Annotated in this window: 26 protein-coding genes and 1 riboswitch; of the genes, 19 read left to right on the top strand and 7 right to left on the bottom strand. The window is 30.2% G+C overall.

Going from position 1 to position 25,716, the window contains the following annotated elements; genetic code table 11:
• Positions 1-4: 4 nt before the first annotated feature.
• The 3 genes from HMPREF2578_RS04920 to HMPREF2578_RS04910 all read left to right on the top strand — a co-directional run bounded on the left by HMPREF2578_RS04920 (position 5) and on the right by HMPREF2578_RS04910 (position 2,811).
• Entirely contained in the window at positions 5-1,291 is a 1,287-nt protein-coding gene (locus tag HMPREF2578_RS04920; protein WP_017176259.1) for a dihydrolipoamide acetyltransferase family protein, read from the top strand.
• 92 nt (positions 1,292-1,383) lie between these two features.
• Positions 1,384-1,821, top strand: a complete 438-nt coding sequence (gene brxB, locus HMPREF2578_RS04915; RefSeq protein WP_017176260.1) for a bacilliredoxin BrxB — start codon at positions 1,384-1,386, stop codon at positions 1,819-1,821.
• Between the two features lie 12 nt (positions 1,822-1,833).
• On the top strand, positions 1,834-2,811 hold the full coding sequence (locus HMPREF2578_RS04910) for an aromatic acid exporter family protein (RefSeq protein ID WP_017176261.1): 978 nt from the start codon (positions 1,834-1,836) through the stop codon (positions 2,809-2,811).
• A 151-nt stretch (positions 2,812-2,962) separates the two neighbouring features.
• Here the strand turns inward: HMPREF2578_RS04910 and prli42 are convergent, their stop codons facing one another.
• The gene (prli42, locus tag HMPREF2578_RS11120) at positions 2,963-3,058 is read right to left on the bottom strand and encodes a stressosome-associated protein Prli42 (RefSeq protein WP_017176262.1); all 96 of its coding nucleotides are present in this window, start codon (positions 3,056-3,058) and stop codon (positions 2,963-2,965) included.
• Positions 3,059-3,226: 168 nt separating this feature from the next.
• Between prli42 and HMPREF2578_RS04905 the strand changes: the two genes are divergently transcribed.
• The 3 genes from HMPREF2578_RS04905 (at position 3,227) to HMPREF2578_RS04895 (ending at position 7,842) form a co-directional block, all read left to right on the top strand.
• Positions 3,227-4,351 carry a M20/M25/M40 family metallo-hydrolase gene (locus HMPREF2578_RS04905; protein ID WP_017176263.1) on the top strand — a complete coding sequence of 375 codons (1,125 nt, stop codon included), beginning with the start codon at positions 3,227-3,229 and terminating at the stop codon, positions 4,349-4,351.
• A gap of 77 nt (positions 4,352-4,428) precedes the next feature.
• The gene (gene gndA, locus HMPREF2578_RS04900; RefSeq protein ID WP_017176264.1) at positions 4,429-5,835 is read left to right on the top strand and encodes an NADP-dependent phosphogluconate dehydrogenase; all 1,407 of its coding nucleotides are present in this window, start codon (positions 4,429-4,431) and stop codon (positions 5,833-5,835) included.
• Between the two features lie 360 nt (positions 5,836-6,195).
• The gene (locus HMPREF2578_RS04895; protein ID WP_017176265.1) at positions 6,196-7,842 is read left to right on the top strand and encodes a glycoside hydrolase family 13 protein; all 1,647 of its coding nucleotides are present in this window, start codon (positions 6,196-6,198) and stop codon (positions 7,840-7,842) included.
• Between the two features lie 53 nt (positions 7,843-7,895).
• Here the strand turns inward: HMPREF2578_RS04895 and HMPREF2578_RS04890 are convergent, their stop codons facing one another.
• Entirely contained in the window at positions 7,896-8,762 is an 867-nt protein-coding gene (locus HMPREF2578_RS04890) for an AraC family transcriptional regulator (protein WP_017176266.1), read from the bottom strand.
• 211 nt (positions 8,763-8,973) lie between these two features.
• On the bottom strand, positions 8,974-10,458 hold the full coding sequence (gene zwf, locus HMPREF2578_RS04885; RefSeq protein ID WP_017176267.1) for a glucose-6-phosphate dehydrogenase: 1,485 nt from the start codon (positions 10,456-10,458) through the stop codon (positions 8,974-8,976).
• 242 nt (positions 10,459-10,700) lie between these two features.
• Between zwf and rnz the strand changes: the two genes are divergently transcribed.
• A complete protein-coding gene (gene rnz / locus HMPREF2578_RS04880) occupies positions 10,701-11,621 on the top strand; it encodes a ribonuclease Z (RefSeq protein ID WP_017176268.1) in 921 nt (306 codons plus the stop codon).
• A 94-nt stretch (positions 11,622-11,715) separates the two neighbouring features.
• Here the strand turns inward: rnz and proC are convergent, their stop codons facing one another.
• Positions 11,716-12,531 (bottom strand): pyrroline-5-carboxylate reductase, encoded by an 816-nt coding sequence (gene proC / locus HMPREF2578_RS04875; protein ID WP_017176269.1) that lies wholly within the window; start codon positions 12,529-12,531, stop codon positions 11,716-11,718.
• Between the two features lie 107 nt (positions 12,532-12,638).
• Here proC and HMPREF2578_RS04870 point away from each other — a divergent pair, with 107 nt between their 5' ends.
• Positions 12,639-13,394: an SDR family NAD(P)-dependent oxidoreductase gene (locus tag HMPREF2578_RS04870; RefSeq protein ID WP_029376822.1), complete on the top strand. Its 756-nt coding sequence runs from the start codon at positions 12,639-12,641 to the stop codon at positions 13,392-13,394.
• Between the two features lie 96 nt (positions 13,395-13,490).
• Here HMPREF2578_RS04870 and HMPREF2578_RS04865 read toward each other — a convergent pair whose 3' ends face one another.
• Positions 13,491-14,399, bottom strand: a complete 909-nt coding sequence (locus tag HMPREF2578_RS04865; protein ID WP_017176271.1) for an aldo/keto reductase — start codon at positions 14,397-14,399, stop codon at positions 13,491-13,493.
• Between the two features lie 81 nt (positions 14,400-14,480).
• Here HMPREF2578_RS04865 and HMPREF2578_RS04860 point away from each other — a divergent pair, with 81 nt between their 5' ends.
• The 3 genes from HMPREF2578_RS04860 (at position 14,481) to xerD (ending at position 16,622) form a co-directional block, all read left to right on the top strand.
• A complete protein-coding gene (locus HMPREF2578_RS04860) occupies positions 14,481-15,023 on the top strand; it encodes an NUDIX domain-containing protein (protein ID WP_017176272.1) in 543 nt (180 codons plus the stop codon).
• 100 nt (positions 15,024-15,123) lie between these two features.
• Positions 15,124-15,570: a ferric iron uptake transcriptional regulator gene (locus HMPREF2578_RS04855; protein WP_017176273.1), complete on the top strand. Its 447-nt coding sequence runs from the start codon at positions 15,124-15,126 to the stop codon at positions 15,568-15,570.
• 164 nt (positions 15,571-15,734) lie between these two features.
• Positions 15,735-16,622: a site-specific tyrosine recombinase XerD gene (gene xerD, locus HMPREF2578_RS04850; RefSeq protein ID WP_017176274.1), complete on the top strand. Its 888-nt coding sequence runs from the start codon at positions 15,735-15,737 to the stop codon at positions 16,620-16,622.
• Between the two features lie 25 nt (positions 16,623-16,647).
• Here xerD and HMPREF2578_RS04845 read toward each other — a convergent pair whose 3' ends face one another.
• Entirely contained in the window at positions 16,648-17,151 is a 504-nt protein-coding gene (locus HMPREF2578_RS04845; protein ID WP_017176275.1) for a DUF309 domain-containing protein, read from the bottom strand.
• A gap of 98 nt (positions 17,152-17,249) precedes the next feature.
• Here HMPREF2578_RS04845 and HMPREF2578_RS04840 point away from each other — a divergent pair, with 98 nt between their 5' ends.
• The 6 genes from HMPREF2578_RS04840 to HMPREF2578_RS04815 all read left to right on the top strand — a co-directional run bounded on the left by HMPREF2578_RS04840 (position 17,250) and on the right by HMPREF2578_RS04815 (position 22,911).
• Positions 17,250-17,981: a segregation and condensation protein A gene (locus HMPREF2578_RS04840; RefSeq protein WP_017176276.1), complete on the top strand. Its 732-nt coding sequence runs from the start codon at positions 17,250-17,252 to the stop codon at positions 17,979-17,981.
• Positions 17,974-18,507 (top strand): SMC-Scp complex subunit ScpB, encoded by a 534-nt coding sequence (gene scpB / locus HMPREF2578_RS04835; protein ID WP_017176277.1) that lies wholly within the window; start codon positions 17,974-17,976, stop codon positions 18,505-18,507. Before HMPREF2578_RS04840 ends, scpB begins: the two co-directional genes overlap by 8 nt.
• A gap of 1 nt (position 18,508) precedes the next feature.
• Positions 18,509-19,246 (top strand): pseudouridine synthase, encoded by a 738-nt coding sequence (locus tag HMPREF2578_RS04830; protein WP_017176278.1) that lies wholly within the window; start codon positions 18,509-18,511, stop codon positions 19,244-19,246.
• Positions 19,247-19,452: 206 nt separating this feature from the next.
• Positions 19,453-20,178, top strand: coding sequence for a response regulator transcription factor (locus HMPREF2578_RS04825; protein ID WP_017176279.1), 726 nt, complete (start codon positions 19,453-19,455; stop codon positions 20,176-20,178).
• Entirely contained in the window at positions 20,162-21,928 is a 1,767-nt protein-coding gene (locus HMPREF2578_RS04820; protein WP_269321159.1) for an ATP-binding protein, read from the top strand. The genes HMPREF2578_RS04825 and HMPREF2578_RS04820 overlap by 17 nt, the downstream gene beginning before the upstream one ends.
• A gap of 245 nt (positions 21,929-22,173) precedes the next feature.
• Positions 22,174-22,301: riboswitch (FMN riboswitch) on the top strand.
• Positions 22,302-22,365: 64 nt separating this feature from the next.
• Complete coding sequence (locus tag HMPREF2578_RS04815; RefSeq protein ID WP_002449844.1) at positions 22,366-22,911, top strand: ECF transporter S component; 546 nt, start codon at positions 22,366-22,368, stop codon at positions 22,909-22,911.
• A gap of 83 nt (positions 22,912-22,994) precedes the next feature.
• On the opposite strand, the gene HMPREF2578_RS04810 is transcribed toward HMPREF2578_RS04815, so the two are convergent.
• Entirely contained in the window at positions 22,995-23,243 is a 249-nt protein-coding gene (locus HMPREF2578_RS04810) for a ferredoxin (RefSeq protein WP_002449743.1), read from the bottom strand.
• Between the two features lie 96 nt (positions 23,244-23,339).
• Between HMPREF2578_RS04810 and HMPREF2578_RS04805 the strand changes: the two genes are divergently transcribed.
• Together HMPREF2578_RS04805 and HMPREF2578_RS04800 are read left to right on the top strand one after the other, a co-directional pair.
• Complete coding sequence (locus HMPREF2578_RS04805) at positions 23,340-24,305, top strand: helix-turn-helix domain-containing protein (protein ID WP_037541043.1); 966 nt, start codon at positions 23,340-23,342, stop codon at positions 24,303-24,305.
• Complete coding sequence (locus tag HMPREF2578_RS04800) at positions 24,286-25,665, top strand: RecQ family ATP-dependent DNA helicase (RefSeq protein ID WP_017176282.1); 1,380 nt, start codon at positions 24,286-24,288, stop codon at positions 25,663-25,665. The genes HMPREF2578_RS04805 and HMPREF2578_RS04800 overlap by 20 nt, the downstream gene beginning before the upstream one ends.
• Positions 25,666-25,716: the final 51 nt, after the last annotated feature.

Below are 25,716 nucleotides of genomic sequence, written 5' to 3'. Positions count from 1 at the left end.
CATAATGGATGTTAAAATGCCAAAATTAGGAGAAAGTGTCCATGAAGGTACAATCGAACAATGGTTAGTTTCTGAAGGGGATCATGTGGATGAATATGAACCACTATGTGAAGTAGTTACAGATAAAGTAACAGCAGAAGTTCCTTCAACTATTTCTGGTACAATTACAGAGTTAATTGCTACTGAAGGTGAAACGATTGAAATCAATCAAACCATTTGTAAAATTCAACCCGATGATACATCTTTAAATTCTAATCAAGACGATACTAACGAAACTAATGAAACACCCAGTCAAACACAAAGTAATTCTGTAAAGAGCCAGTCTAAGCCTTCTAACACAAATCAATCATCTAAGCATTCGATCAATAATGGAAGATTTTCTCCAGTCGTATTTAAGATAGCTTCAGAAAACGATATTGATTTATCACAAGTCCCAGGCACAGGATTTGAAGGTAGAGTAACCAAAAAAGATATTGAAACTTATATTCAAGAAAATAACCAACAAAATTCAAAAGAAACATATACCACTCAGATAACGAATCATTCCGAAACAACTTCAAGAAATAATAACGCTTCATCAAATGAACCATTAGACGATTATACAATATCAGTTAAAGGCGTGCGAAAAGCAATTGCCCAAAATATGGTTACCAGTGCCACTGAAATTCCACATGGCTGGATGATGATAGAAGTCGATGCTACAAATCTTGTGAAAACTAGAAATCATTATAAGACTGTGTTTAAAAAACAAGAAGGATATAATTTAACTTTCTTTGCTTTCTTTGTAAAAGCTGTAGCAGAAGCTTTGAAATCTAATCCATTACTTAATAGCAGTTGGGATGGTAATGAAATTATAATTCATAAAGACATCAATATTTCAATAGCTGTAGCTGATGAAGATAAATTATATGTTCCTGTAATTAAAAATGCTGATGAAAAATCAATTAAAGGTATTGCTAGAGAAATCAATCAACTAGCACAAAAAGCTCGAAATCAACAACTGGCTCAAGAAGACATGACTGGTGGTACTTTTACAGTTAATAATACTGGTACATTTGGTTCTGTATCTTCAATGGGTATTATTAATCATCCTCAAGCAGCAATTTTACAAGTAGAATCAATTGTTAAAAAACCTGTTGTCATCGACGATATGATAGCTATAAGAAATATGGTTAATTTATGTATTTCAATTGATCATCGTATTTTAGATGGTGTTCAAACTGGACGATTTATGTCGCAAGTAAAAAATCGAATTGAAAGCTATTCAATTGAAACAACAAATATTTATTAAAAGTTTGTTATATTACAACCAACCTATTTGAACTATATGTTGTAAATTAGTAAAATGACAATAAATAATAATTGACTGAAAGGTGATTCTAAATGGATTTAAATTTTGATTTATATATGAATGGTGTTGTAGAACAAGCTAGAAATGAAATTGAATCTGCTGGTTATGAACAATTAACTACTTCAGATGAAGTTGATAAAGTATTTAAACAAGATGGCACTACACTCGTAATGATAAATTCTGTTTGTGGATGTGCAGGAGGTATAGCGCGTCCAGCAGCAAGTCACGCACTTCATTATGATAAGTTACCTAATAGATTGGTTACTGTATTTGCTGGTCAAGATAAAGAAGCAACTCAGCAAGCAAGAGACTATTTTGAAGGATACGCACCTTCAAGTCCTTCATTTGCACTGATGAAAGATGGTAAGATTACTGAAATGATAGAACGCCATCAAATAGAAGGTCATGACGTAATGGATGTTATCAATCAACTTCAAAAGTTATTTGATAAGTATTGTGAAGAAAGATAAGAGGAACAATACATGCTAACTTTAAATCCTTATAGAATTGGATTTAGAACACTTAAAACAGCTGTAGGAATTACTTTAGGTGTTATTTTAGCTAAATGGATAGGGCTTGATAACTATGCTTCAAGTGCTATCCTCATTGTTCTATGTATTAAACATACTAAGGTTCACTCACTACAAGCAATTGGTTCTCGATTCGTTTCGTGTTTATTAATGTTATTTTTTGGTTCATTTATTTTTAATTTACTTGGTCAAAATGCAATCGTTTTAGGATTAATTGTTTTATTATTTATTCCACTTACAGTGATGTTGAATGTTCAAGAAGGTGTAGTGACAAGTTGTGTCATTTTACTTCACGTATTTAATGCCAAAGTTATTGGGCTTCATTTAATTATTAATGAAATTTTACTTCTTATCATTGGCTTAGGAATAGCATTTTTAATGAATTTAATTATGCCTAGTCTAGATAATACATTAGGTAATTTTAAGAAAGAAATTGAAAATGAAATTAAAACAATATTTACACAATATAGTGAAGCATGTTTAAATATTAATAAACAATTGTCAATTTCTTTTGATACATTAGAAAACAATATTCGTAAGGCTAAATCTATTGCTTTTAGAGACGTTAAAAATCACTTTGTGCGAAATGAAAACTCATATTATCACTATTTTGATATGAGAGAAGAACAACTAGAAATACTACGCAGAATCCAAACATTAATTCATAATACTTCAGCTAATGATCCTTTGTTAGAGACTGTTGCCCATTTAATGGCTGAAATTGGAGATAATGTTAATAGTAATGATTATACTGTATTAAGACTACATTCATTATATGAGATACGTTTAAAATTAGACGAATTGCCATTGCCAGAATCACATCAATCTTTAAAATCAAGAGCAAGTATGATGCAAATTTTAAATGAATTAGAAGAATATTTAAATATTAAATCTCAATTCGGCTCTTTAAAATTACATAGTGAAATATAACATCTAAGATTAACTTCTAATCAAAGTAAAAAGACAAACTTTCTTTAAATACAAAAAGTTTGTCTTTTTTATTTGCATAATTTTAAGAAATAATAATAAAAACTATCGTCAAATTCGAATTTTTGTCGATAGTTTTTAATCTAATTAATTTTTAATGCATGAGAGGAACAAGACTTGTAAGTAACAATGCAGCTACAACTGCAATTAACATGATAATGATAATAATCTTTAGCACTTTATTATTCAATGTAAACGCTCCTTGAAACCTTTAAAATAATTTGATTATTCGTTATATTAATAACTTATAGTATATAAAATAACCTTAAATGATTTCGATAAAAATGGCAATCAATTTATTTACTCTAATTGTCAAAGTCAGTTAAAATATTATCTATATAAGAAAGGGGTTTTCATAATGATTAATAGTCGCCGTTTACTTAATACTTTTTTAGAGTTAGTGCAAATTAATTCTGAAACTGGGAATGAAGAAACGATACAACCCATTCTAAAAAAGAAATTTATAGATTTAGGATTAAAAGTTGTAGAAGATAATGCGTCTAAAAGAGAATGGTTAGGTGCAAATAATTTAATTTGTACCTTACCAAGTAGTAAAGGAAAAGAACATGTTTCTAAAATCTATTTTACTAGCCATATGGATACGGTTGTTCCAGGTATTAACGTTAAACCGATCCTTAAAGAAGATGGCTATGTATATTCAAATGGCACAACTGTATTAGGAGCAGATGATAAAGCAGGTATAGCTGCTTTGTTAGAAATGATTCAAACTATAAACGAACAACAATTACCTCATGGACAAATTCAATTTATTATCACTGTAGGAGAAGAAGCAGGTTTAAAAGGTGCTAAAGAATTAGATCAAAACTTGATAGATGCGGAGTTCGGCTATGCTGTCGATGCCAGCCAAGCGGTTGGAACAACAGTGGTGGGTGCTCCAACTCAAATGATTATCAATACAACTATTTATGGGAAAACAGCACATGCTAGTAAACCCAACCAAGGTATAAGTGCAATTCATATTGCAGCTAAGGCGATTAATAAAATGCATTTAGGTCAGATTGATCAAGATACCACAGCGAATATTGGTAAATTTTATGGTGGTTCTGCTACAAATATTGTTGCAGATAAAGTCATTTTAGAGGGAGAAGCTCGTTCGCATAATGATAAAAGTTTAGAATATCAAGTCAACCATATGAAAGAGACTTTCGAAACGACAGCAAAAGAATTAGGGGGTAAAGCAAACGTTGAAATTTCTAAGAGTTATCCTGGTTTTAGAAGAAACGATTCTGAGACTGTAACTCAATATGCTATAAAAAGTGCGAAAATTTTAGGCCTTTCAGGTAAAACTGTTATTGCTGGCGGAGGTTCAGATGGAAGTATTATTAATACGTATCATATTCCAACTGTTATATTAGGTGTAGGATATGAACATATTCATACTACTTCTGAACGTATTCCTGTAGCTGCTTTAAATCAACTTACGAATCAATTGATTAAAATTGTTGAATTAGTAGCGAAATAATATTTTACTTTAGTGAAGTCATTTATATTTTTGTGATACAATACTAATGAAATTATTGAATAAGAGAGGTAAGTAATATGACTCAACAAATAGGTGTAGTAGGTTTAGCTGTTATGGGTAAAAACCTAGCATGGAATATCGAATCACGTGGTTATAGCGTATCTGTTTATAACCGTTCTAGTGATAAAACAGATTTAATGATTAAGGAATCAGAAGGTAAACAAATTCATCCAACGTATTCTTTAGAAGATTTTGTAAACTCTTTAGAAAAACCACGTAAAATATTATTAATGGTTAAAGCTGGTCCTGCTACAGATGCAACAATTGATAGCTTATTGCCTTTATTAGATGACGATGACATTTTAATTGATGGCGGTAATACAAACTATCAAGATACAATTCGTCGTAACAAAGCACTTGCTGAAAGTGGTATCAACTTTATTGGAATGGGTGTTTCTGGTGGTGAAATCGGAGCGTTAACTGGTCCATCTTTAATGCCTGGTGGTCAACAAGAAGCTTACAACAAAGTAAGTGATATTTTAGATGCCATTGCTGCTAAAGCAAAAGATGGTGCTGCATGTGTAGAATATATTGGACCAAATGGTGCAGGACATTATGTAAAAATGGTTCATAATGGTATCGAATATGCTGATATGCAATTAATTGCTGAAAGTTATGCAATGATGAAAGAATTATTAGGTATGTCTCATGAAGAAATTTCTAAAACGTTTAAAGAATGGAATGCTGGAGAATTAGAAAGTTATTTAATTGAAATAACAGGCGATATTTTCACTAAATTAGATGAAAATAATGAACCTCTTGTAGAAAAAATTCTTGATACTGCGGGTCAAAAAGGAACTGGTAAATGGACATCAATTAATGCATTAGAATTAGGTATACCATTAACAATCATTACTGAATCTGTATTTGCACGTTTCATTTCTTCAATTAAAGAAGAACGCGTAAATGCATCGAAAGTATTAAGTGGCCCTAAATCAAACTTTGATGGCAATAGAGAAGACTTCTTAGAAAAAATCCGTAAAGCGTTATATATGAGTAAAATTTGTTCATACGCTCAAGGTTTCGCCCAAATGCGTAAAGCGAGCAATGAAAATGAATGGAACCTTAAATTAGGTGATTTAGCAATGATTTGGCGTGAAGGTTGTATTATTCGTGCTCAATTCTTACAAAAAATTAAAGACGCATATGACAATAATTCAGGTCTTCAAAACTTATTATTAGACCCTTATTTCAAAGGTATTGTTACTGAATATCAAGATGCACTTAGAGAAGTAGTTGCTACTGGTGTTAAAAATGGCGTACCAACACCTGGTTTCTCAGCAAGTATCAGCTATTATGATAGCTACCGTTCAGAAGATCTACCTGCTAATTTAATTCAAGCTCAACGTGATTATTTTGGTGCACATACGTATGAACGTAAAGATAAAGATGGTATTTTCCATACTCAATGGACTGAAGAATAATCATTGTAGGATTAAAAATCTGGGACATCATTAAGTGTCTCAGATTTTTTTATTATGACAGTTTTGTATAGATGTCTTAATACATATAGCCTTGCTATTTAATTTACATTTAATCGATATATCCCAAGTTGACATTTAGAGACTCGATTAGTACGATAAATATAGGTGTAAACGTTTTCTAAATAACTGGATTATCGCTATATAATGCTATTACATATTATTTTATATTTATATAAATCCAGAAAAATTTAGATTATATATTGAAGACTAACATTGACTATTAAATATTTAACTCGAATATTATGATTAATTATTTCAAAGTTAATTGATTTACATAATACTTTCAAAGGAGCGATATAAATGGAAAAAAATTGGTGGAAAGAAGCCGTAGCATATCAAGTGTATCCGAGAAGTTTTAATGATAGCAATAATGATGGTATTGGTGATTTACCAGGGATGGTAGAAAAATTGGACTATCTGAAAGATTTAGGTATTGATGTCATTTGGCTTAGTCCAATGTATAAATCTCCAAACGATGATAATGGTTATGATATTAGTGATTATCAAGATATTATGGAAGAATTTGGAACAATGGAAGACTTTAATCATTTATTATCTGAGACTCATAAGCGTGGAATGAAATTAATTTTAGACCTTGTTGTTAACCATACATCTGATGAACACCCATGGTTTATAGAATCTCGTTCTAGTAAAGATAATCCTAAACGAGATTGGTATATTTGGGCAGATCCTAAATCTGACGGTTCTGAACCTAATAATTGGGAAAGTATTTTCAATGGTTCAACATGGGAATATGATGACACAACAAAACAGTATTATTTCCACTTATTTAGTAAAAAGCAACCTGATTTAAATTGGAGTAATCCTGACGTTAGAGAAGCTGTTTTTAAAATGATGAATTGGTGGTTCGAAAAAGGAATTGATGGCTTTAGAGTCGATGCGATCACACATATCAAAAAAACATTTGAAGCTGGTGATTTACCTGTTCCAAAAGGAAAACAATACGCTCCAGCATTTGATGTTGATATGAATCAACCAGGCATTCAAGATTGGCTTCAAGAAATGAAGGACAAATCACTTAGCCATTATGACATTATGACTGTTGGCGAAGCAAATGGCGTAAATCCAGATAATGCAAAAGAGTGGGTTGGAGAAAAAGAAGGTAAATTCAATATGATTTTCCAATTTGAACATTTAGGTTTATGGAGTACTGGAGACTCTAAATTTGATGTTTTATCTTATAAAAATGTATTAAACCGTTGGCAAAAACAACTAGAGGGTATAGGATGGAATGCACTATTTATTGAAAATCATGATCAACCTAGACGTGTTTCTACTTGGGGAGATGATACAAAGTATTGGTTTGAATCTGCTACTAGCCATGCAGTGGTATATTTCTTACAACAAGGCACACCTTTTATTTATCAAGGTCAAGAAATTGGTATGACAAACTATCCATTTGAAAGTATTGAAACATTTAACGATGTTGCTGTAAAAACAGAATATCAAATTGTTAAATCTCAAGGTGGAGATGTTAATCAGTTATTAGATAAATATAAAATGGAGAATCGTGATAATTCTAGAACACCTATGCAGTGGACTAATGAAGTAAATGGAGGTTTTACTGAAGGTACGCCATGGTTCCCAGTCAACCCTAACTATAAAACAATAAATGTAGCACAACAATCCGAAGATTCAGATTCCGTTCTTAATTTTTATAAACGTCTAATTAAATTAAAAAAATCCGATGATATATATACTTATGGTGAGTTTAATTTAATCGATGATGAGAATGAGAATATTTTTGCTTACACACGTAAACTTAATAATAAAACAGTTCTAGTTGCAGGAAATTTAACAGATCATGTTGCATCATTAAATTTACCATTTGAAGTTGAAGCATCTCAAATTAAGCTACACAATTATAAAAATGATTTAGATATCACTAATATGAAACCTTTTGAAGCATTCGTAGCCGAACTTTAATAGTAAAGCGTTAGATGACATAAGTTTAATAACTTAGTCATCTAACGCTTTTTTTATTCTATATCATAAGTTTCTTGTTTAATAGGTAGCCATAATTGTATTTTAGTGAACGGGTTCTCGAATGAGAGATCAAAAGGATAAATTTCAACATATAAGCTATTTTTTTCATAAGGTAGAGTAAGTTGTAAGCTGGATTCAATATAATACCAAGCTTCATTAACAGTATAATCCACTTGACCTTGCAAATTAAATTTTGCATAGTGTCGCCCTGGTAACAATCGGCTTTCTAAGTGAGCTGGATAACGTTCACTAGGTACGCCCACAAATAATTCTACACCTTCATCTAAAGGACATGTAATAACAAATAACTCATATGGACTTATATTATTATATCGTTTTAATTCTTTTATTTTACCATCTAAATATAAATCTTCTAAAAAGTCAGGAACTTTGTAAGGGTTAGATAGTTGATTAGCCTCAATATATTTTACATATCCAACTAAAGGTGTGTCTTTAGTCGTTTCTAGTCTGTAAGGGTATGGTGCTCTTTCTGTAGTTGTTAATTTAATATACAAGCGTTCATTCATTTTTAGTTCTTCTTTTTTAGTAGAAGCTTGAATAGGAGATATTCCATGAAAATCACTAAAATCATTTGCAAAGTCATTTGAACTTAAATAATTATAGCGTTTTGCTACATCAACTAATCTCGAAGAACTTTGTATCATTTCTTTAGCAGCTTCAGTCATTTTTCGAGAGTGAGCATAACTTTCAGGAGGTTGTCCAACAATCATTTTAAACGATTGATCAAGATGGTAAGGAGAGAGACCAACGTAATCACTTAAATCTTGCAAATTAAAAGGCTCTAATAAATGATCTTCTATATATACAATTGCCTGTTGTATCTGCTTGATAACGTCCAAAACTTTCACTCCAATAAATTTACAATCAATACTAATATTTTACATTATTTTATAAAAATATACATCAATAATATAAAATTAAATTAAATTTTTAAATGACTCTTTCAATATTCAATTTAAAAAGGACAAGACCTTATTTTCAATGAGTGAAAATAATATAATGTGTCTTATCCTTTATACATTTATCACATGAAACGTCTAGTATATCTGTTTATTGAATATCGTCCCACCAATGATTTCCGTCTCTGCTTAATAATAAATCACTTTCGATAGGGCCATTTGTCCCTGATTTATAGTTAGGGAAGTTTGGATCAATCATAGTCCAATGTTCTTGAATAGCGTCTACAAATTTCCATGTAGATTTAAGTTCTTCCCAATGTGTAAAGTTCGTTGCATCACCTTTAAGACAATCGAATAACAAGTTTTCATATGCATCTACTGTGTTCATTTTATCTTGTGCACTCATAGCATAAGACAGTTGAACAGGCTTTGTTTCGATACCTTGAATACTTTTCTTAGCATTTAAGTGTAATGAAATACCTTCATTAGGTTGAATATTAATAACTAATAAATTAGAATCTAGTAATCGATCCGTTTGATAATATAAATTCATAGGAACTTCTTTAAATTCTACAACAACTTGTATACATTTAGACTTCATACGCTTACCAGTACGAATGTAGAATGGTACACCAGCCCAACGGAAGTTATCGATAGTTAATCTTCCAGAAACAAAGGTTGGTGTATTGGAATCAGATGCAACACGATCTTCATCTCTATAAGCGATAACACGTTGGTCATTAATAGTTCCTTCTCCATATTGTCCACGCACAAAGTTTTGATTGACTTCTTCAGGTTTTAATTGTCTTAAAGATTTTAATACTTTCACCTTTTCAGCTCGAATATCTTCACTTTTAAGACTAATAGGTGCTTCCATTGCTAGTAATGCAACCATTTGTAACATATGGTTTTGTACCATATCTTTTAATGCACCGCTCGATTCATAATAACCTCCACGATCTTCAACACCTAGTATTTCTGAAGAAGTGATTTGTATATTAGAGATATACTTATTATTCCAAAGAGGTTCAAACATCGCATTAGCGAATCGTAGAACTTCGATATTTTGCACCATATCTTTACCAAGATAGTGATCAATTCTGTATATTTCTTCTTCTTTAAATGATTGTCGTAATTGATTATTTAATTTTTCAGCAGATTTAAAATCACTACCAAATGGTTTTTCAATTACAAGGCGTTTAAATCCTTTAGTTTCAGTTAAGCCAGAAGCTTTTAAATAATCAGAAATTGGTCCAAAGAATTGAGGTGCCATTGCTAAATAGAATAGGCGATTACCTTCTAATTTAAATGTATCATCAAGTTCATTAGAGAATGCTAATAATTCATGATAACTTTCTTCTTCATTGACATCATTTTTAAAATAAAAAACATGTTCTATGAATTCATCGAGTCGATCAGTATCTTTGACGTGCGTTTGAATAGATTGTTTAACTTGTTCACGGAAAAAGTCGTTAGTATAATCTCTTCGACCAACGCCAATAATGGCAATATGTTCATCTAAATTATCTTGTTGATATAAGTGGAATAAAGAAGGGAATAATTTTCTATGACTCAAATCTCCAGTTGCGCCAAATATAGTAATTAAACAAGGGATATGTTTAGTGTGTGTGTTCAAATTCAAAACCTCAATTCTTTAATTGCTATGATTAATTCATTATAAATTAAAACTGTTTTTCTTGATATGTTTTTGCCTAAAATTGTTGATAATATTTACAACATTAAACTAAATAACATACAATTTATTTTTTATAAGTTACATTATACCCTAAATTCTGATAAATTCATTTATTTTATTTCATATGATAACAAACTTATAGACGTATGATAAAATATATTGAAGAAAGAGGAGGCAAATGCATGGAAGTTACATTTTTTGGAACGAGTGCGGGTTTACCTACTAAAGATCGTAATACTCAAGCGATTGCTTTAAACCTAGAACCTTATTCAAATTCAATATGGTTATTCGATGTAGGAGAGGGGACTCAACATCAAATTTTGCATCACTCGATAAAATTAGGCAAAGTTGATCATATTTTTATCACGCATATGCATGGCGACCACATTTTTGGATTACCTGGATTATTAACAAGTCGTTCATTCCAAGGTGGAGAAGATAAGCCATTGACGTTAATAGGGCCAACAGGTTTGCAACAATTTATTGAAACCGCTTTGAAATTATCTGAATCTCATTTAAACTATCCTATTACATATATTGAAATTGATAATAATTTTACATATCATCATAATGGCTTTACAGTTTCATCAAGGTTATTAAATCATGGTATACCTTCATATGGTTATCGAATTGAGGCTCCTACAACACCAGGTACAATTGATGTAACTGCATTAAAGGCAATTGGACTAGAACCGGGTCCTAAATATCAAGAAGTAAAAATGTTTGATACTTTTGAATATAATAATCAAATTTATCTTTCTAAAGACTTTAAAGGTCCAGCCAAACCAGGACCTATTGTTACTATTTTTGGAGATACGAAACCATGTGATAACGAATATATACTTGCAGAAAATGCGGATATTATGATTCATGAAGCAACATATATTGACGGTGACAAAATTTTAGCAAATAACTATCATCATAGTCACATTGACGATGTATTTAGGTTAATTTATCAGTCTAATGTGAAGAAAAGTTTTATTACCCATCTAAGTAATCGATATAATTTAGAAGATATAGAAGAGATAAACCGTGCATTAAAAGAAATGAAAGATACACCAAATTTTGAGTTTGTTAAAGACTTTGATACATTCAAATTTTAAATAATAATAGCGTTTTAAATGCTACGTAAAAACTAAAAAATAGCTATAACGATATGTATGACTTAATTTTCGTTATAGTTATTTTTAATATTTATTACTCATCTTCACTTTTAGAAAGGGCGATACTTCTATGAACTGCAGCATCTAGACAGGCTTTAAAAATACTCTCAATATCATGTCGATCAAGTTCATTTAATCCAGCTTGTGTTGTGCCACCTTTAGAGGTAATATTTTTTCTAAGTTGTTCCATACTTAAATCCGATCGTTCAATCATCTTACTTGTTCCAATAATGAGATTCTTAATGGATTCTTCAACTTGTTTTTTTTCAAGACCTAATGATGTTCCTGCTTTAACATATTGTTCAAATACATGATATAAAAAAGCTGGTCCGCTTCCTGTAATAGCCGTCACTTGATGTAAATATTCTTCGTCAACTTCAATAACTGAGCCAAAAGCACTAATTAATTCTGTTACTTCATCTTTAGAATGAGGATCGAAATTACCAGAAAAACTAATACCTGTTACTGAATGACCTACCTGTGCATTTGTATTGGGCATAATTCTAGCAACGGGATTATTCGTTTCTAACTTTTCTCGGATATAATTTATCGATAAACCAGCCATAATAGATATAAAACGATGGTCTGATTGTATATGTGATTTAATACGTGATGCGACCGTTTCAAAATCATGAGGCTTAGTACCTAGAAAAACATAATCTGCATCTTTTAATAAAAATGCATCATCGTAACTATATTTTACTCCTAATTCTTTCGCAAATGATTTTAAAGTATTTTCATTTGATTTATTTGTTAAATAAATATCGTTATGATTTAATATTTTAGAATCAATAATTCCTTTAAAAATGGCTTGTGCCATGTTACCAGCGCCATAAAATACTAACTTCATAAAACAGCACCATCCTTACCCTTAATTGATAAAACTATAGTAACATATTCAATATAATTATTATCAAAAATTAACTATACTTGTTAGATAGGAGAGAGTCATCCGTGATTGTAGGTAAACATTTCATCGTAACTGGAGGAACTAGTGGCTTAGGTTTAGAAATAACGAAAGAATTATTAAAAAAAGGCGCATATATTACCCTCATTGTTCGTAGTACGGAGAAATTCGAAAATATTAATTTTAATCCGTACAAACATCGTGTTTCAATGATTAAATGTAATTTACAAGATATTTCACAAATAGATAATATTTCTAAATCTCTTTGTTATCCGATTGACGGAATCATTTATAGTGCAGGTTTAGGCTTTTTTAAATCAATACAATCTCATTCGTTAGAAGAAATCATGGAAACTTATGATGTAAATGTGCTTGGTTTTATTACATTATTTAAAACTGTTAAACCCTATTTAACAATGAACGCTTCTATAGTGGCTATTTCAAGTCAGGCAGCATTTGTAACGCAAGCGAATGCTGCATTTTATGGCTCATCTAAAGCTGCTTTAAATGGCGTATTAAATGCTCTAAGAATTGAGGAACAAGACTTTCATGTAATGACTGTTAATCCAGGTCCCATTAATACACCATTTCATAAAAAAGCAGATCCATCATTGAAGTATGCTAATAAATATGCATCACTAATGATAGATCCCAAAATACTCGCAGAAGACATCGTTAAAGGTATCATCACTCGTAAAGTAGAAATTAACAAGCCGCTATGGATGAATCCACTATTAAAACTTTACCAATTAGCTCCTAGAAAAATTGAAAAATATTTTACTTCATTGTTTAAAAATAAAATATAATTTAACCTAAAAAAGTGATGAAGCATTCATCATAGATACTTCATCACTTGTACTTTACATCAACGATTGTTTATAAGAATTTATAATAATGATTCCTTACTCAAGATGCTGAGTATATTCCAAATCTTTCACACGGTGACGTGCAGATTTAATTTGATCCAAACTTACTGTTTTATTAAAATTAGCAATATTATCTTTTAATTGTGAAACAGAACTTGCACCAACAATAATAGAACCTAATGCATCATGAGATTTTAAATATTCGAATGATAAAGCACTTAAATTACTTTCAACTTCCTTAACAGAAGCAATCGTTTCTCCTAATTCATGATAATTATAGTCAAAAATACCATCAGAGAATTTCTGATCAAGTACATTAACACTATTTGAAGTAAGTAACCCTTTAAACACGGGACCACGTGCTAAAACTTTTACGCCATGAGAATGAATATGATTTAAAAGACGTTCTGGACGATTATCAATAAGATTAAATTGAGACATAATCGTTTCTATTTGACTGTGTTTTAAATAATACTCAATCACGTTAGGTCTAATAGAAGAGATTCCATAAGCTTTGATTACACCTTCTTTTTTCAGTTCATCGAATGCACTAATCGTCTCATCTAGGGGATCATCAATTGTACCTCCGTGAAGTTGATAAAGATCTAACTGTTCTAAGCCTAATCGTTTTAAAGAACTTTTAACACTTTCTTTAATATATTTTTTTGAAGGATCCCAAGTAGTACTACCATCATTAAGTGGTCTATTTCCTACTTTTGTTCCTATAACAATATCATCTCTATTTTGATATTTCTTTAAAGACTTTCCAACAATGTCTTCATTGACCCCTCTATCATAAATATCTGCGGTATCAAAATATGTGATATCATTTTCAATTGCACACTCAATAATTTCTTCTGCATGATGATATTCTGTGCCTAAACTCATACAGCCTAAACCTAGTTCCGAAATTTCAATGCCACTTTTTAATATATTTTTTTGCATGAACAATCTCCTTCCGATACACTTTAGTTAACGCATTTATCTTATCAATTTATTAACTTAATGAAAAGGGACGTGGATATAATGGACTTTAATGAAAAAACTTTTGATAGAACAGTCATTTATAATGGTAAAATTATCGATCTAGAACTACACGATGTGGAATTACCAGACGGAAAAACTTCCAAGAGAGAAATTATCAAGCATAATGGTGCTGTGGCAATTTGCGCTATTACTCCAGAAAAAGAAGTACTATTGGTTAAACAATATCGTAAACCTATTGAAAAACCCTTGTTAGAAATTCCAGCAGGTAAACTAGAAGAATATGAAGAAAGAGAAGAAGCAGCTAAACGCGAATTAGAAGAAGAAACTGGCTACAAAGCTAATCATCTAACGTTCATCACTCATATGTATGGTTCTCCAGGATTTTCAAATGAGAAACTAACCATTTATTTTACTGATCATTTAAGTGTAGGAGAATTAAATCTGGATGATGACGAATTTGTAGAATTGCATAAAATACACTTAGACGATATCCATGCACTTATAGAAAATCATGAAATTGAAGATGCGAAAACAATGATTGCTTTACAATATGTATTATTAAATTATAATCATTATAAATAAGATGTGATAACTACTTGATTTTTACTAAATTTATTGGTAATTTATTAATTGAAATAATTTAGTTTAAAATGATTATAATTAATTGAGGAGTGATGCTCCCGTGGAAGAACGTCTAAATAGAGTAAAACAACAATTACAGCAATCTTCTTATAAATTAACACCTCAACGCGAAGCAACAGTTCGTGTGTTAATTGAGAATGAAAAAGATCATCTCAGTGCTGAAGATGTATATTTAAAAGTAAAAGATAAAGCACCTGAAATAGGTTTAGCTACTGTTTATCGAACTTTAGAACTACTTGCTGAATTAAAAGTAGTAGATAAAATTAATTTTGGTGATGGCGTAGCGCGATTTGATTTGAGAAAAGAAGGTGCTAAACATTTTCATCATCACTTAGTTTGTATGGAATGTGGTAGGGTAGATGAAATTCATGAAGACTTACTACCAAAAGTAGAAGAACGTGTTGAATCAGAATATCAATTTAAAATTTTGGATCACCGCTTAACATTTCACGGTATATGTTCAGAATGCCAAGCTAAAGGTAAATAATAAGTTAAACTTAATAAAGTGTTGTATCAACTCTATATACAAATGCTTGAAGAACTTTTCAAGATAAAAAAGTAATATGTAATAATTAATCGATAGAAGGTGTGAAATTAAGAATCAACTTTGAATTCTATTTCATACCTTTTTTATATAAACAGAGGTGTAATATGAATACGATTATTGAAGAATTTTTAAAATTTATTCAAATTGAAAAGGGATTGAGTGAAAATACTATCGGCGCATATCGACGTGATTTAGCTAAATATGAAGAATACATGAAAGAACATAAAATTGCTCATATCGATTTTATTGATCGCCAAGTTATACAAGAATGCTTAGGATATTTAATAGACCAAGGTGCTTCTGCTAAATCAATGGCGCGTTTTATCTCTACAATTCGCAATTTTCATCAATTTGCACTTAGAGAAAAATATGCCGCTAAAGATCCAACTGTCTTAATTGAGACTCCGAAATATGAGAAGAAGTTACCCGATGTTTTAGAAGTTGAGGAAGTCATTCAACTTTTGGAAACACCGGACTTAAATAAGAAAAATGGGTATCGTGATCGTACAATATTAGAATTATTATATGCGACTGGCATGCGTGTTTCTGAACTGATACAAATTAATATTGAGGATATAAATCTTATTATGGGATTTGTTAGAGTATTTGGTAAAGGTAATAAAGAACGAATTATACCATTAGGAGACACTGTGATTGAATTTCTAGATACGTATTTAGAAAAGATACGTCCTCAACTTTTGAAAAAGACTATTACGAATGTATTGTTTTTAAATATGCACGGTAGACCTTTAACTAGACAAGGGATATGGAAGATGATTAAACAATATGGTTCAAAGGCCAATATTAATAAAACTTTAACTCCTCATACGTTGAGACATTCATTTGCTACACATCTTTTAGAAAATGGGGCAGATTTAAGAGCAGTTCAAGAAATGCTTGGTCATTCAGATATTTCAACGACGCAACTTTATACACATGTGTCTAAATCTCAAATAAGACAAATGTATAATCAATTCCATCCCAGAGCTTAAAATAAAAGAAAGAAAAGTGAATGATTTAACTTTTCTTTCTTTTATTTTTAAGTGCTTTTTTTCTAGCTGCAATGATATCGCTTCTATCTCTTAGACGATGGCAATGAACAATCATGTCATCATTGTTAATTTGTGTCTTATATTCATAATTAGGATATAAATTGATAATTTCCCTTTCTACCGAAGATTTAATTGGCAACTGTATTGGTTGAAATGTCTGATCATATTTCACTTTTTCTATTTGATTTTGAATCAAAAAAGTAAATTCATTGACCTTTAAACCTAGTGTCTCTTTATCTTTCGCATGCTTAAATGTATATAACGCTTTTTTAAAACTTTTTAATGCACCTAACTTATTACATCGTCTATAGTGATACATTGCAGTTGAAAATAATATTAAACTAACTACAGCATCTTTCTTAGAAAAATTAGGGTTTGACTTCCATAATTCTTCTAAAATATCATGACATAAAAAATAATGTTGGTGTGTATGAAATTGATAGTAGAAGTGACTTAATGCTTTATTCATGAATACTCATCCTTAATTTAATTCTAATATATATTCATGCTATAATATTTAAGTGAATTATGCACAATTTAGATTTTATAATACAAGGAAGTTAATTTATGTACGAAGTTAAATTAGATGCTTTTAATGGCCCATTAGATTTACTTCTTCATTTAATTCATAAATATGAAATAGATATTTATGATATACCAATGAAAGCTTTAACTGAACAATATATGCAATATGTTCATGCAATGAAAGAAGTTGAAATTAATATTGCAAGTGAATATTTAGTGATGGCTTCAGAGTTATTAATGATAAAAAGTAGATTATTATTGCCACAACAAGAAACTGAAAATGACTTAGAAGAAGATCCTCGTGAGGAACTTGTAGGTCGTTTAATCGAATATCAAAATTATAAAGAATATTCTTTACTATTAACAGAATTAAAGAAAGAACGAGAATTATATTATACTAAATCACCAGCTGATTTATCTCACTTAGAAAAAGAAACGCATTGGGACAAAAATCAAACGATTGATTTGACTCAACTGATTGTTGCATACCAAAGAGTAAAAAATAGAGTAGCATTAAATACGCCAAAAGCAGTTGAAATTTCAAAAGATACTTTTACAATTCAACAAGCTACTGAAGTGGTTGCTAAACATTTAGAGAAACAAACATCATTTAACTTCTTTAGTTTATTTAACTTTAATGAACCTGTGAGTAAAGTCGTTACACATTTCTTAGCAATATTAGAAATGTCTAAAGCAGGTCTTATTAATATAGAACAGTCAAATAACTTTGAAGACATCAATATCATTAGAGGAGTGAACTATTCTATTGGATAACATTGGAATTATAGAGTCATTATTATTTACTGTAGGCGATGAAGGACTCGAAGCAGGTCAGCTTGCAGATATTTTAAAAATGGATTTAGATGAACTTGATCAATTAATTTCGACGTATCATTCAAAAGGTCTTGAAATACAAAGATATGGTTCCATTTATATGTTAACCTCCAAAAAAGAGAGTGCACCTTTTATCGAATTACTAGTGAATCAAAAAGCAAACATGAAATTATCTCAAGCTGCTATGGAGACACTATCGATTATTGCTTATAATCAACCATTAACTAGAAGTGATATCGAAGTAACAAGAGGTATCAATTCTGATGGTGCAGTGAGAACATTAATTGCTAGAGGACTTATTGAAGCAAAAGACATGGAGAATTCGCGTAGTCATTTACTCATGACTACTGATTTATTTTTAAATGTTTTTGGAATGAAATCAATAGAAGAACTACCATCTACTGAAGAAGATAACGAAGAGATCGAAAATTTCTTTAGTACACTTACAGAGCAAAAGGAGAAATAAAATGAATAAAGATTTAGAAAGACTTCAAAAACGAATTGCTAACAGTGGATATACATCTCGAAGAAAGGCAGAAACTTTAATCACTGAAGGTAAAGTAAAAGTCAATGGTCAAGTAGTTACAGAACTTGGAACGAAAGTTAAATCTTCAGACACTGTTGAAGTTGAAGGAATTAAAATTGAGCAAGAAGATAAAATTTATATTCTGTTCTATAAACCAACGCAAGTGATTACTAGTGTTTCAGATGATAGAGGTAGAACGGTTGTAACAGATTATTTTAAAGATTTAGAAGCAAGAATTTATCCAGTTGGACGATTAGACTATGATACTTCAGGGTTATTATTACTTACAAATGATGGTGAATTTACTAACCTGATGACTCATCCTAGATATCATATTCAGAAAAAATATGTTGCAAAATTAAAAGGGTATTTAATGAGAGAAGAAGTTAAAGCATTAGAACAAGGAATTGAATTAGAAGATGGTTTTACACAACCTGCTCAAGTTAAAATAAAAAATCAAAATAAAGAAAAAAATACGACACTGGTTGAAATAACTATTAGCGAAGGTAGAAATAGACAAGTTAGACGTATGTTCGAACATTTTAATCACACAGTCGATAAATTGATACGAATCGAATTTGGAAATCTTAATTTAAAAGGTTTAAATGCAGGTGAAGGTAGAGTATTAACACCTCATGAGGTGAAAATATTAAGACATATGGCTGAAAATGGTAATTAATTCGAAATAACTTAACAATACAAAGTATTTTCTCAATTACAATGTGTATCTTTTTTTATTTATTCACTGTAATTATAAATCATAGGTCCTACATCAAAAAAGATATTTTGCTATTTTTTTCACAAAGTCAATTGAATCGAAAGCTTTAATATAGTGAATATGCTATAATTAAAATGGTATAGAGCATGTGTAGGAGGTATATTGTAATGATGAATGAAATATTAATTGTAGACGATGAAGATAGAATCAGAAGATTATTAAAGCTTTACTTAGAAAGAGAATCGTTTACTATCCATGAAGCAAGTGATGGTAGAGAAGCATATGAACTTGCTATGGAAAATGACTATGCGTGCATTCTTTTAGATTTAATGTTGCCTGAAATGGATGGTATTGAAATGTCATCAAAATTACGTGAGCATAAAGATACGCCTATTATTATGCTTACAGCTAAAGGCGAAGAAACCAATCGTGTGGAAGGATTCGAATCAGGTGCAGATGATTATATAGTGAAGCCTTTCTCTCCCCGAGAAGTCGTATTAAGAGTGAAAGCATTACTGCGTAGAACTCAAACATCTAAACCAGAACAAAACGAACCACATGCAAGAGATGTCATTGAGTTTAATCATCTTATTATCGATAATGATGCACATCGTGTATTAGCGGATCAACAACAAGTGAATTTAACTCCAAAAGAATATGAGCTATTAATATACTTAGCAAAAACACCTAATAAAGTATTTGATCGTGAACAACTATTAAAAGAAGTTTGGCATTATGAATTTTATGGTGATCTAAGAACTGTAGACACACATGTTAAACGATTAAGAGAAAAATTAAATCGAGTTTCTGAAGAAGCAGCACATATGATTCAGACCGTTTGGGGTGTCGGTTACAAATTTGAGGTCAATACAAATGATGAATCGACTAAATAGTGTTGTTATAAAACTGTGGTTAACTATAATATTTATAGTAACGACAGTTTTAATTTTATTAAGTGCAGCATTAATTACATTTATTCAATATTATTACACCCAACAAACAGAAAACGCTATAAGAGAAGATGCTTCAAGGATTAGTCATCTTGTTGAAAAAGCTGATAACAAGTCACTTGCCATACAACATAGTCAGGAATTGATTGATGGTACAGGTGGCGTTATTATTATGTCTAATAAAAATATGTCAGCAGAAAAATCATATAATCTGATTAAAAAAAGAATGTTAAAAGAAATTCAAAACAACGATAACTTTAATAAAGTATTTGATACAGGGAAATCTGCCACACAAAACGTCACAATAAGTGAAAAAGGAGCATCCCATTCTTATATTCTTTTAGGATATCCGATGCAATCTCAAGATCGTAAACATGCTAAGTTTAGTGGCGTATTTATATATCAAGATTTAAAAACAATTGAAGATACTAATAATGCAATTACCATTATTATTTTAATTACTGCCATTGTATTTTTAATTGTTTCAACGATTTTTGCGTTCTTTTTATCTAATCGTATCACTAAGCCACTTAGAAAATTAAGTACACAGGCAATCAATGTATCGAATGGAGATTACTCTCAAAAAACAACAGTAAATACGAAAGATGAAATTGGTGAACTTTCTTATACGTTTAATAATATGAGTTATAAAATTCAAGAACACATTGAAGCTTTATCTACTCAAAAAAATATTCGTGATCGTTTATTTAATTCTATGATTGAAGGTGTAGTGGGTTTAAATGATAAAAGTGAAATTATTTTATCTAACAAAATGGCAGACCAAATACTACCGACAATTGATAAATCTATTTATTCAGAAATTAAAAATCAAATTAATGCCACATTTCATTCAAAAGGTACAGAGTTTAATGAATATACAATAAACTCTAAGTATTATGTGTTTATAATGAGCTATATTGATCGTATTCAACAAGATGGTCGTAGCGGGATTGTAATCATCATAAGAGATATGACAAATGAACATAATCTTGATCAAATGAAAAAAGATTTTATCGCAAACGTATCCCATGAACTCCGTACACCGATTTCGTTATTACAGGGTTATACTGAATCGATAGTCGATGGCATTGTAACAGAACCTAACGAAATCAAAGAATCACTATCAATTGTATTAGATGAAACAAAACGACTTAATCGCCTTGTCAACGAGCTTTTAAATGTTGCAAGAATGGATGCGGAAGGATTAGCCATTAATAAAGAAATACAGCCTATAATGCCATTATTACGTAAAATACAACTTAAATATCGTCAACAAGCACAAGATTTAGAACTAAACATAGACTTGTTACCAAATATTAATGAAGATGATTTATGGAATTACGATGCTGATCGAATTGATCAAGTACTCACAAACTTAATTGATAATGCAACACGCTATACACATCCTGGAGATTCAATTACGATTACTGCTAATAAAGATAGTCAGTACCAATTTTTAAATATAAAAGACACAGGTAGCGGCATTGCTCCCGAACATCTTGATCATGTATTTGATCGTTTTTATAAAGTAGAAGCTTCTAGAACTAGAGGTAAACAAGGAACTGGTTTAGGATTATTTATTAGTAAGATGATTATTCAAGAGCATGGCGGAATTATTTCTGTAGAAAGTACAGTGAATAAAGGCACAACCTTTATTATTAAATTACCTAAACCTTCTATAGATTCTAAATAATTAACTTTCGACAAAATAGGATTAAATATCCAAATTATTTGAGATTATGCTCTTCAAAGTTAAAGATAAAACTTTGAAGAGCGTTTTTATATCTATAGTTTTTTTAAATTAATATTTCATTTCATATTAATTTAAAATCAGTCGACGAAATTGATGAACCATATCTCTCATTTTTATAAATAAACAGAGATATTGCAATGAAGGAGTTATTCATGTAATATAAATTTTAAATGATAAATTCAATAATTCATCTTCGGGGTAGGGTGTAATTCCCAACCGGCAGTAATTTGAGCCTGCGACCCGCTTCAATGGAAGTGGCTGATTCAGTGTAAATCTGAAGCCGACAGTATAGTCTGGATGGGAGAAGGTGGAGGTTTTTTGTTGTGTAAAAGTATCCTCCAATTCTTAGTAAGATGAATGGAAGGAGAAAACTGAATATGCAACAAAATAAACGTTTAATTACCATAAGTATGTTGAGTGCAATTGCATTCATATTAACATTTTTGAAATTTCCATTACCATTTTTGCCTCCATACTTAACATTAGATTTTAGTGATGTACCGACTTTATTAGCTACTTTTATTTTTGGTCCTTTATCTGGTCTTCTTGTAGCATTAATTAAAAATATATTAAATTTCTTATTTAATATTGGCGATCCTGTTGGGCCTGTGGCAAATTTTTTAGCAGGGGCTAGTTTTTTACTAACAGCTTATTTTGTTAGTCATCGTAAACAATATTCATCTCGTCGTTCACTAATTATAGGATTAGTTGCCGGCACTATTGCAATGACTATCGTTTTAAGTATTTTAAATTATTTTGTCTTACTACCTTTATATGGCATGATATTTAATCTTGGTGATGTATTTACTAATTTAAAAGTAATTATTTTATCTGGTATTATTCCTTTTAATATTATTAAAGGATGTGTAATATCGATTATTTTTATCTTGCTATATCGCCGTTTAAAAAAAGTATTGAAATAAAATCAAAACCTCCGATGACTTCTTAGTAGGAATCATCGGAGGTTTTATATTATAATTATGGTAATGCAATTTTATTTACGGATTTATTCAAATTTTAAGGCATCTCCATCAAAAGGCTCTTCTTCAATTTTAATTGAATCAGTTGGACAGCCTTCAAGAGCATCTTCCATATCTTCATATAATTCTTCTGGTACTTCTGCAGTACCTTGATTATCGTCAAGGATTACGAAAGCAATACCTTCGTCATCATAATCGTAAATATCTGGTGCAGCAGCGCCACAAGCACCACAAGCAATACATGTATCCATATCAACGATTGTGTACTTTGCCATTTTATTCGCCTCCTTTGATAAAAATGCTACACTAGTCATAATAAATAATTTTATTATATTCTAGATATAAAAGTTCTATAAAAGAGGAGTTCACTCATGCAAGAAATGATTAGTTATGTTAAACATCACTCATTCAATTATAAAACTAATAAAAGTATATATAATATTTTAAGTGGAAAAAAGTCACATCAAACGTTTTTTGATGCGAGCTCTCAACAACTTTTATCATTATATCATAGTTTACCTAAATTAAAATATCAGACATTTGAACGACTTTTAAATAAAAATGATATAAAAGAATTAAATATCAAGGTGCATCCTCGATTCACTTATGATAGTCTTAATAATACTTTTAAATGTATTCAATTATTAATTCAGACGATATCTCAATATCTCCATCATCAACTTAAATTCGTACCAATGAACCAACAGGTTATTATTCAAAATAAAGTTAAAAAGGTTTATGGAACTATTATTGAAAATGATTTAATAAAAGACTTTGAAAATGAAGTGACTGATTTATTTCAAGCAATCAGTTTAAATAATAATAATAAGTGTTACCTTCATTATTATTTGCATGGTTATGATGAGCCTATGTATACAAGACAACAGGTAAGTTTGATTGAGAATATTTCTATTTCAAAATTATATACATTAGAATTGAATAATTTAGTCACCTTAGGAAGTGAAATTGAAAATAAACAACGTTATCCTATATTGTCTGAATGTATTATTCTTTCATCATTATTAAATAAAACATCTATTACTCAACAATATCTTCATCAAGGTTTGAGTTTAAATGAAATCGCAATTGCACAGAATGTTAAACTTAATACAATAGAAGATCATATTTTAGAATTATTTATTAAAGGTTATGAGAAAAATTACGAAAATTATGTGGAGAAAAAAGATATTTTTCAATTTACTCAATACTATACAGAGCATAAAGGAGAAAGATTAAAACGATATAAACAAGAGTTTGATCATTTATCATACTTTGAAATTAAACTCATGATTGTTGGGATAGAAAGAGGTGAAATGAATGTTAGAGAACAATCTTAAACAATGGTTTGGACATGAAAGTTTTCACCCAGGTCAGAAAGAGGTCATAGAAAGTGTATTACAAGGCAATCATACACTTGGTGTTTTGCCAACAGGTAGTGGGAAAAGTCTGTGTTATCAATTTCCAACTTATATGCAACAAAAACCTACTCTTATTATTTCACCGCTAATTTCTTTAATGGATGACCAAGTGATGCAACTTAAATCTCAAGGTGAACGAAGGGTTGTGTGTATTCATTCAGGTATGGATGAACAAGAAAAAAAAGAAAATATCAATGTATTAAATCAAAGTCGTTTTATATTTCTAAGTCCTGAATTTATTCTTCAATCTCATCATTTCAATTTAATTAAAAACATTCCATTTGGTTTAGTAGTATTAGATGAAGCACATTGCTTATCAGAATGGGGATATGATTTTAGACCGCATTACGCACTTATTGGTCAAATCACTCATCATTTTAAATTAGCGACTATTTTAGCATTAACTGCTACTGCACCGCCACATTTAACAAGTGATTTAGAACATATTTTAAAAGTTAAATTAAACACTATACAAACTACTATGAATCGTAAAAATATTTCGTTATCACATTTTAATTTCAAGGATGACGACGAAAAAATAGAATGGTTATTGAAATTTATTGAATCTTCAGGTCCCACAATTATTTATGTATCATCTAAGAAAATATGCTTACAACTCGCAAAACTCATTTATCAACATGGATATTTAACTGGTATTTATCATGGGGATTTAACTTATCAAGAACGTCAAACTGTTCAAAATCAATTTATTAATAATTTTATTCCAGTTATTGTAGCTACTAGTGCTTTTGGAATGGGGGTTAATAAAAAAGACATTCGGACTGTTATTCATTTTCATTTATCATCTAGTCCTTCAAATTATTTACAAGAAATTGGACGAGCTGGGAGAGATGGAAAACAAAGTCAAGCGATTAGTCTATATCAACCAGACGATGCTTATATTCTAGAGACGTTACTCTTTAATGATGCTATCGTATCAGAAGATGTCGAAACTTTTGAGTTAGGCGCATTCCTTCCACCTAATAAAGAAGAAATTTTAACAGTATTACACCAAAATTATACATTTAAAGAATTGAAACACATTTTTAAAACCTCATATATACGTAAACAAGCTGGTTATCAAAGAATCATAGGTTATACTCGTATAGATCAATGTAGAAGAAAATTTTTACTGGAATTTTTTGGAGAATCTCCTAATCAATCTAATGAATGTTGTGACAATGATTCAGATTTAAGTAAAATTGAGTGTTACAACAGAAAAAAAGTTAAAAGACAATTTACTTTCAATGAAAAAATTAAAAACTTATTTAGAGTTTAGTGACTTTACTTTACTAAAATATTTTATACAGGATATAATTAAATTACAAAA

Origin of the sequence: Staphylococcus sp. HMSC072H03, from assembly GCF_001809305.1 — a bacterium.
In the GTDB taxonomy this organism is placed as follows: Bacteria; Bacillota; Bacilli; order Staphylococcales; family Staphylococcaceae; genus Staphylococcus; species Staphylococcus hominis.
This window is presented reverse-complemented; position numbering and strand designations above follow the sequence as displayed.